Genomic DNA, 7,918 nt, shown 5'->3' on the forward strand with positions numbered 1-7,918 from the left:
CTATTTGATATAAAGTGATTTTTTAAATCAGAAACCGCATCGCGCATAGCCAGCGTGATGCGGTTTCTGCGTATCGAAAAGCACTATTTATTTACATCAGACATGGGTTGAAAAGAAACATTAAGAAAACATTAAGAATATCGCATTGTTTGCTAATGAGAGCTTATTCATAAAACTTATGATTGGGTATTAAAAACCAGAAGAGTCTTATGATCATGAAACTCGATACCCGATTAACTTCGTCAGCACTTACTCTTGCGCTTGCCGCTGTGGTCATCCCGTTTACGGCGGACTGGCAATTGCCTTTGCTTAACGGCGTGGTGGTCCGATGGATTGAAAACGGACAAGCGTTATGGTTACTGTTTGGGGCGCTATTTACCGCCTGGTATATACGGCCACTTTCCCGTCCCGAAGGGGCAAAGCAGTTTTGGCTATGGGCTGTTGTCTGGTGGGTGGTGCTGTTGGGTAGAAGCACCAGTTGGGGGCGTGACTATTTCCCTGACGAGCCGCGTATACTGTTCAGAACGATTTCAGTGCTATTAATTGCTGCGTTAGTCTTGCCAGTCCTGTTTTCTGCCGGGCTACGTAAGGAGATTGTTCGTCGTCTGCGGGACGTTCCTCTACCATTGTGGCTGTTTGCCGTGACGGCATGTTCATATCTGATTTCCGACACTGTCGAGCATCATCGGTGGTTGTCGCCGATATTCCTGCATAACGCTCGCTACACAGATTTGATTGAAGAGCTTTATGAAGTGCCATTTATGATCGGTTTGTTTATGGTGACCATGGGGTTCATGCAGCAGGACAAGCAGGATGAATGTACGGCGCTGGAGATGACCCCGTATCACGCAAAATAGCGCGGCTGAAAAAGACCATGAATTCGACATGGGATAGATAGCGGTTAGCAAAAAAAGCCCGCACTCGGTGAGGCGGGCAAATAATACTGGAAGCAATGTGAGCAATGTCGTACCGAACAGGTGGGTTATAAACTCAACCACTCGGTGTTGATAAAGATAATCGTTATCATTAATGATTGCAACCCTGATATTTATGCGCTTTTATCCACGGTGCTAAAAGGTGATGGATATCACAAACTTCACTTTCCTGACGATGTGCTATTCTTTTTAACGGCAAATAAACCGCTAACGTTAAGACATAAGTGAGGAAAAAATGGGCATTCTTTCATGGATTATTTTTGGACTTATTGCGGGTATTTTGGCTAAGTGGATCATGCCAGGTAAAGATGGCGGCGGATTCTTTATGACGATCATTCTGGGGATCGTCGGTGCGGTAGTCGGAGGATGGATCAGTACGTTCTTTGGCTTTGGCAAAGTGGATGGTTTCAACTTCGGCAGCTTTGCAGTCGCGGTGATCGGCGCGATTGTCGTGCTGTTAATCTACAGAAAAATCAAAAGCTAAACGCAGAACTTATCAGAGATAATAAAGGCTACGACAGGTAGTCTTTATTATTCAAAATGAATTTACCACCAGCCCAGTTCGGTACCCGCCACCGCAATTAGCGCGATGCCCATCAACACCATCGTTGTTTTCCTCATGGTTATGCTCCCGGCGCGGCGTAACCGCCAATAAAAAACCATGCCAAAAATAATATTGCCGTAATGAAAATGACGACAGGGAAGAGGATACCCACTCTCATGCTATTACCTTCACTGTTCAGGGGACGCCAGAATAGCAGGGTTTTCTCAGCGACAAAAGGTCGGTTGCTTTGTGACAGGGCGTGGCTATTACTGACTTAACCCGGGATAAACACCCGCTAAAGCGCTGACAGAAAGTATGGAAATAGCGTATCAGCCAGGTTATCCTGGACAAAATATCTCTTTAAGGAGTCGTTATGAAATTTACGTGGATTGCGTTGCCAGGCGTATTGCTGCTGAGCGCTTGTTCATCGTCGCAACCCAACGCCCCCAGGCCGCCGCGTATTGGGATGCCTAATCCGGCAGCCGTCTACTGTGAGCAACAGGGCGGTACGCTGATGCCGGTGCAGACCCCACAAGGCGTGCGTTCCGATTGCAAATTGCCCAATGGCGAAATCATTGATGAGTGGACATTATGGCGCAGAGAGCACCCTGATACGAAAAAGTGACAACCTGCGGTCCGACGGGATATGATTAAGAACAATCTGATAATGAGTTTCATGCGGCGCAAGAAAATATGTTTCAGTTAAAGCCGGGCGCGTTGGCAATAGTTATTGGCGCTAAAACACCCGCCGGACGGCAGAATATTGGTAAATCGGTTGAGCTATTTTGCCTGTGTCAACCCGGCGATGAATTCATTAACCCGGTAAATGGACACGTCACCTTACTGCCGAAAGAAGCGCCTCGGGCGCTGTGGCTGGTCACGGGCGACGTAGCCTCCGCCAATGGTCAGCACGGTTTTGCCTGGGTGCGGGCAGAACATTTGATGCCGTTGTCCCCGGACAGACAACCAGGCCAGGCGGCGGCACGACAATCACAGCTCTCGTAGCCACTCTGCCAGCACAATAGCATGGTTCTGGCGAGTATCTTTAGCGGCGTATAGCAACGTTAGCGGTTGCTGTCGGGCAATATCCGCCAGCCGTTTGCCTTCTTGATGCTGCTGCGCAAGTTCTGCCCGGTATTGCTGCGCGAAGTGGTTAAAATCAATCAGTTCGCTATGAAAGGCTTTGCGCAATTCGGTTGAGGGCGTAATGGCCTTATTCCATTCATCATAGACCAGCGCCGATTTTTTAATGCCGCGCGGCCATAGCCTGTCAACCAATACCCGATAACCATCGTCTTTTTCCGCCGGGAAATAGACGCGCTTACACTGGATTCGCATTTTTCCCTCCTGTGATGGTGTCGCTTACGGTACTTTTTCTGGATAGCGGTAATGATTTTAATGGATCAGGCCTGATAAACGAAGCGTCATCAGGCATTCAAGTGGGTATCAGGTTTATTTATGACGCTATCTCTCGATCGCGTCCGGCGTAGAGGCCGAAAATCGCCATGATGATAGCCAGAATCGTCACGCCTGACAGCGGTAGATACCAGCTACCGCTGGCATCATGAAGTTTTCCCATGACGGGCGGCCCACATGCCGCCAGTAAATACCCGACCGACTGCGCCATGCCGGAAAGCGCCGCCGCCTGATGCGCCGAACTGGCGCGCAGGCCGATAAACGTCAGGCCGAGGATCATCGTCGCGCCTGAACCGAAGCCGAACAGTAGCGTCCAGATGACCGCCTGGCCCGGCACAAACCAAAGTCCCGCCGCGCCCACCGCGCACAATAGTGAGACCAGCGCGGCAATCCAGCGTTGATCGTTAAAGCGATGCAAAATAAGCGGAATAGCTAACCCAGGCGCCGCGGTCGCCAGTTGCAGCAGGCCATGTAGCGATCCTGCCTGTGCTTCGCTGTAACCGTGGCTGATGAGTATTGTTGGTAACCAGCCGATGATCACATAATAAATCAGTGAGTTAAGTCCCAGAAACAACGTAACTTGCCAGGCTAAAGGCGAACGCCAGATACCGCGTTCATGTAATGCCCGTGAGCTACTCAGGTTAGCTGAGCGGGTAGTGCGCCACTGCGGCAACCAGATGAGAAACGCCAACAGCGGAAACAGCATCAGCATTAACAGCGCGCCGCGCCAGCCAAAACCGTGCAACGCCAGCGGAACCACCAGCGCGGACCCCAACGCGGCGGCGGCGCCCATCGTCAATGAATACGCGCCCGTCAGCCTGGCGACATGTTGTGAAAAATCGCGCTTAATCAATCCTGGTAGCAGCACATTACCCAGCGCGATCCCGCACCCAATAATGGCAGTTCCGGCAAACAACAATGCAGCGGAGGGCAGGGAGCGGAGGGCAATACCCGCGCAAATCAGCAGCATTGCGGCAAACAGACTGCGTTCCATCCCAAACCGGCGGGCAATACCGGCCGCCAGCGGCGAAACCAGTGCAAACGCCAGAAGTGGCAAGGTTGTTAGCAGGCCCGTCTGGGCGGTGGAAAGACCGTAATCCGAACGGATTGTCTCCAGCAACGGCGCAGCGCCGGTAAATGTTACGCGTAGCGTAGTGGCTATCATCAAAATACCGGCAATCAGTAAAGCGCCCTGTTTGCCGCGTGGTGAAAGGGCTGTCGTCATCGTTTTCTCATCTCGTCAGGCGAGGCGATACCTTAACAGTTTTTACTGTTTGGATGAATCAAGCTAAAATGACAATTTATCGCTAAAATCGGACAATATAATGATTGGCCTGAGACTGGACGGTTACGATCCCGACCTTCACCACGATGCCGCTGTGGCCTTTTGTATTCGCGCCAGGGATGATGAACTGTTTAGCCCTCGCCATCAGCATCGCAAGGGACAGTTGATCCTCGCTCTGCACGGCGCGATCACCTGTGAGGTGGAAAATGCGATGTGGATGGTTCCGCCCCAGTATGCCGTCTGGCTCCCCGGCTCGCTGCCGCACAGTAATCATGTGACCGCAGGGGCGGAGCTGTGCTTTTTATTTATTGAACCTGCGGCGGTCGTCATGCCGGAGCGTTGCTGCACGCTGAAAATTTCGCCGTTATGCCGGGAGTTGATTTTGTCGCTGGCGCGCAGAACCGATTCCGAAAGAGCGCAAATGCCAACGCAGCGCCTTATTCAGGTGTTGTTTGATGAACTGCCGCAGCAGCCGCAGGAACAATTGCAATTACCGGTATCGGGGCATCCGAAAATTCGCCAAATGGTTGAGACAATGGCGCAGGAGCCCGCGCGATGGAATACGTTAGGGCAGTGGGCCAGCGTATTCGCGATGAGCGAGCGTAACCTTGCCCGGCTGGTCGTCAAAGAGACGGGGCTAAGCTTTCGTCGCTGGCGTCATCAGTTGCAATTAATTCTGGCGCTACAAGCGCTAATCGCGGGACGTAATGTACAGCAGACGGCGCAAATGCTGGGTTATGATTCCACCACGGCATTCATTACGATGTTTAAAAAAGGCCTGGGGCAGACCCCAGGCCAGTATCTGACGGGCGAGTTACTGCTTCCCCACAATTAAAGAGACCAGCCCCGCCGCAATCAGTGGGCCGACCGGCACGCCGCGAAACAGCGCGACGCCAAGTACCGTACCGACCAGCAGCCCGGCGACGAGCTGCGGTTGGTTTCCCATCAGCGTAATGCCGCGACCGCCCAGCCAGGAGACGAAAACGCCGACGGCAATCGCGACCAGCGATTTCCAGTTCACAAAAGAGTGGATCAATGTGGAGGGCGGTAGGGTTCCGCTGGCGATGGGGGCCATCACGCCGATGGTCAGAATAATAATCCCGACGGTGAGCCCCTGTTTTTCAATCCAGGGAAAAAAGGTATTCAACGGGGTTACGCGGACAATAATCAGCACCAGAATTGAGACGGCGACAGTGGTGTTGTGGCTGATAAATCCCAGAGCTGCCAGTCCGAGCAGGATCAGCAGAGTGACATCAAACATTATGGTTTCCTTGCCAAAAAGTAAGCCTGACTACTTTACGCCCAAACGAGAAAGCGCACAGGCCTTTTTAACGATTGATGCGGATTTCAGGCAACTGCCTGAAAGACAATCTCTACGTGAAAAACGGCGTTGTCATTAAATTGCCATCAACGCCGCGTATTGCTAACCGATGAACCGTCATTGTTGTCTTCCTGAGGATACAATTATGTACGATCCACCGTTTCTTGAAGCGCTGATGATTACGGCGTCGTTTTTCGCCATTTTTATCATTATCGTTGTGTCTGTATTGCTCCTTGAAGAGGGAGGGGACTAAGCTGTTGGCGATGACTGAAAGCGGCGGAAGACTGCCAGTTCTGGTCGGGCGATGCGCAGATAGTCCTGTGTATTCATAATGACTGATTTTTCCAGCAGGCCGGCATTAAAAGCAATTTCATCGAAACGCTCAAACAGGAGCGGATCGGCGACCAGTTTCAGATTGGGGTGAAAACTGAAAGGCGGGATTGCGCCAAAAACGCAGCCGGTCAGCATATCGACTTCCGCCGGGCTGGCAAGGGAAGCGCGTAAGCCGCCCAGGTGTGAAGCAAGCTGAGAGAGGTCGGCTTGCTGATCGGCCGCCAGAATAGCAAGAACGTGCTGGTTGACGCCGTTGCCTTTGACTTTACAGACCAGCGCTTTTGCGCCCTGGCCCAGCGCAGTACCGCGTATTTCAGAAACCGCTTCGCATTTTCCTACCGCTTCATGGCTCACCACACGATAGCGCGCGTTCTCCTGCGTTAATAAAGCCACTAAACGTTGGTGTGTAGCGACACCCTTCGCGACTTCAGTCATTTCGGCCATTTTTCACTCCTGGTGCAATATGAACATTTACTGCGAAGCACTATGATGAACGATGTTGTTTGTTCAGATAGAGCTGCGCATCGGAAGCCTGGTAGGCATCATTAATCGTATCATTGGGCTGCATATTATAAATCCCGGCGGAAAAATGGACTGTCTTATCCGGTGCGATAATTTGCAGGTTACGAATAATACGCTCTGGCAGATGGATAGCCAAATCCGCCGCGTAATCAACAAGAATAATACAGAACTCATCGCCGCCGAGGCGAATGGCGTAATCGCTTTTACGAATCGATGTTTTAATCGCTTTCGCCAACAGGGTAATAATTCGGTCGCCTTCCTGGTGCCCCTGGGTATCGTTGATCAGTTTTAACCTATCGCAATCAATAGCGACAAATGTTACCGGCGTCCCGGCATTGACCAGGCGTTGCAGTCGCTGTTCCAGCACTGGTGTTAATATTTTACGGTTGTAAAGCCCGGTCATGGCATCGCTAATATTTTCGCGTGTGACGTTGCGATAAAGCCGAAAGTGCATCCGTACCATATTAAGCAGGAGCGCCGTTGCCAGTAAGTAAAAGGCCAGCGCTTTCCAGGACGAGACAAGGAAATAGGTTAAATCAAGGGACAACGAAACGCGCAGCCCACCAGGGATATCATGGCTATAATTCACATATTGAAACAGATTGTTTTTGCTTTGATTAATAATGATTTCTTTTCCGGAGTCCATATCCTTTAGTGTTACGTTAAGATAACGCCAAACCAGCGGACGGTCCTGGGTATAAAAAATATTTTTTAAATTATCCTGGTTAACATCCACCATCACGATACCTTTTAACGTTCCCGCCAGATAGACTGGCGTTAAAAAGCTCATGACGTTTTCCTGGGTAATATCATCCATGTAAATACTTGAAATAACCGTACGGCCGGTAAAAAGTTTATCTATATCTTTTCTGTTAATACCCATTGTGCCTTTTTGTAAAAAAGTCCAACGATGCATGGCGAAGCGCCGTGAGTTGATTAAATCATAAAAATAGACATAATGTTTATTTAAATCAACGTAATAACGGAATTTAAGCTCCAGTGTGCCCAGCCCGTGACTGTGGTCGTCCTGCGAACGGTTGATGCTTACCGCCTGATCAAATGCAGGCAGTAAAAGGGCGTCATCAAGATTATTGGTACACTGTGTAGCGGCGGTTTGCAGGGTACCATGTAGCGCCGGATAATTATGCCGGGTCAGGTTGACGCCGTGCGTACCGTTAATGGCCTCAAAGGCGTCGCAAAACGCGCGGCGTTTTTCTGCGGTGACGGGGTCTCCCGGCGCTTCAAAAGTTCGCATTAAATGTGCGGCGATGCTTTGATTCTGGTACTTATCGTACAAAAACGACGAATCGGCTCTCTCCATGATATAACGCATATAGGCATTCATTGCCCTGTCGCTGGCAATAAGTTCGTAAATCAGGAAGGACGATGTCAAAACGATGACGCTTGCCGAGATAAAGTGCCTGAGCGCTTTATGATGCAAATTCATGATGAACTTCAGCCCTGAAAGTCGGATGCGTTAGTTTACCATAGCGATGAGAATTCCTCTAATATACCCAAAATAATTCGAGTTGCTTAAAGGCGGCAAGGGAGTGAGTCCCCAG

12 protein-coding genes are annotated in these 7,918 nt (G+C 50.5%); 6 read left to right on the forward strand and 6 right to left on the reverse strand.

Annotated elements, in window-relative coordinates:
• Positions 1-215 precede the first annotated feature (215 nt).
• Complete coding sequence (locus ACLD4K_RS19995; protein ID WP_183059751.1) at positions 216-857, forward strand: hypothetical protein; 642 nt, start codon at positions 216-218, stop codon at positions 855-857.
• A 313-nt stretch (positions 858-1,170) separates the two neighbouring features.
• The gene (locus ACLD4K_RS20000; protein WP_000512149.1) at positions 1,171-1,419 is read left to right on the forward strand and encodes a GlsB/YeaQ/YmgE family stress response membrane protein; all 249 of its coding nucleotides are present in this window, start codon (positions 1,171-1,173) and stop codon (positions 1,417-1,419) included.
• 139 nt (positions 1,420-1,558) lie between these two features.
• Here ACLD4K_RS20000 and ACLD4K_RS20005 read toward each other — a convergent pair whose 3' ends face one another.
• The gene (locus tag ACLD4K_RS20005; RefSeq protein WP_001589065.1) at positions 1,559-1,657 is read right to left on the reverse strand and encodes a YoaK family small membrane protein; all 99 of its coding nucleotides are present in this window, start codon (positions 1,655-1,657) and stop codon (positions 1,559-1,561) included.
• Between the two features lie 195 nt (positions 1,658-1,852).
• On the opposite strand from ACLD4K_RS20005, the gene ACLD4K_RS20010 reads away from it, so the two are divergent.
• Entirely contained in the window at positions 1,853-2,104 is a 252-nt protein-coding gene (locus ACLD4K_RS20010) for a DUF333 domain-containing protein (protein WP_000673492.1), read from the forward strand.
• Between the two features lie 68 nt (positions 2,105-2,172).
• On the forward strand, positions 2,173-2,484 hold the full coding sequence (locus tag ACLD4K_RS20015) for a hypothetical protein (RefSeq protein WP_411012391.1): 312 nt from the start codon (positions 2,173-2,175) through the stop codon (positions 2,482-2,484).
• On the opposite strand, the gene ACLD4K_RS20020 is transcribed toward ACLD4K_RS20015, so the two are convergent.
• Together ACLD4K_RS20020 and ACLD4K_RS20025 are read right to left on the reverse strand one after the other, a co-directional pair.
• Entirely contained in the window at positions 2,470-2,817 is a 348-nt protein-coding gene (locus ACLD4K_RS20020; RefSeq protein WP_411012392.1) for a DUF488 domain-containing protein, read from the reverse strand. The genes ACLD4K_RS20015 and ACLD4K_RS20020 overlap by 15 nt on opposite strands.
• Before the next feature lie 118 nt (positions 2,818-2,935).
• The gene (locus ACLD4K_RS20025) at positions 2,936-4,120 is read right to left on the reverse strand and encodes a CynX/NimT family MFS transporter (protein WP_411012393.1); all 1,185 of its coding nucleotides are present in this window, start codon (positions 4,118-4,120) and stop codon (positions 2,936-2,938) included.
• 100 nt (positions 4,121-4,220) lie between these two features.
• Here ACLD4K_RS20025 and ACLD4K_RS20030 point away from each other — a divergent pair, with 100 nt between their 5' ends.
• Positions 4,221-5,015 carry an AraC family transcriptional regulator gene (locus ACLD4K_RS20030; RefSeq protein WP_000579798.1) on the forward strand — a complete coding sequence of 265 codons (795 nt, stop codon included), beginning with the start codon at positions 4,221-4,223 and terminating at the stop codon, positions 5,013-5,015.
• Here the strand turns inward: ACLD4K_RS20030 and ACLD4K_RS20035 are convergent.
• Entirely contained in the window at positions 4,995-5,441 is a 447-nt protein-coding gene (locus ACLD4K_RS20035) for a DUF441 domain-containing protein (protein WP_000460698.1), read from the reverse strand. The genes ACLD4K_RS20030 and ACLD4K_RS20035 overlap by 21 nt on opposite strands.
• Positions 5,442-5,646: 205 nt before the next feature.
• Here ACLD4K_RS20035 and yoaI point away from each other — a divergent pair, with 205 nt between their 5' ends.
• A complete protein-coding gene (gene yoaI / locus ACLD4K_RS20040) occupies positions 5,647-5,754 on the forward strand; it encodes a small membrane protein YoaI (RefSeq protein WP_000272237.1) in 108 nt (35 codons plus the stop codon).
• On the opposite strand, the gene ACLD4K_RS20045 is transcribed toward yoaI, so the two are convergent.
• Together ACLD4K_RS20045 and dgcJ are read right to left on the reverse strand one after the other, a co-directional pair.
• A complete protein-coding gene (locus tag ACLD4K_RS20045) occupies positions 5,751-6,269 on the reverse strand; it encodes a YbaK/prolyl-tRNA synthetase associated domain-containing protein (RefSeq protein ID WP_023893413.1) in 519 nt (172 codons plus the stop codon). The two genes, yoaI and ACLD4K_RS20045, sit on opposite strands and share 4 nt — an antisense overlap.
• Positions 6,270-6,318: 49 nt before the next feature.
• Positions 6,319-7,803, reverse strand: coding sequence for a diguanylate cyclase DgcJ (gene dgcJ, locus ACLD4K_RS20050; RefSeq protein ID WP_411012394.1), 1,485 nt, complete (start codon positions 7,801-7,803; stop codon positions 6,319-6,321).
• Positions 7,804-7,918 lie beyond the last annotated feature (115 nt).

It is taken from the genome of Salmonella sp. 741265055_HSA, from assembly GCF_046569525.1.
In the GTDB taxonomy this organism is placed as follows: domain Bacteria; phylum Pseudomonadota; class Gammaproteobacteria; order Enterobacterales; family Enterobacteriaceae; genus Salmonella; species Salmonella enterica.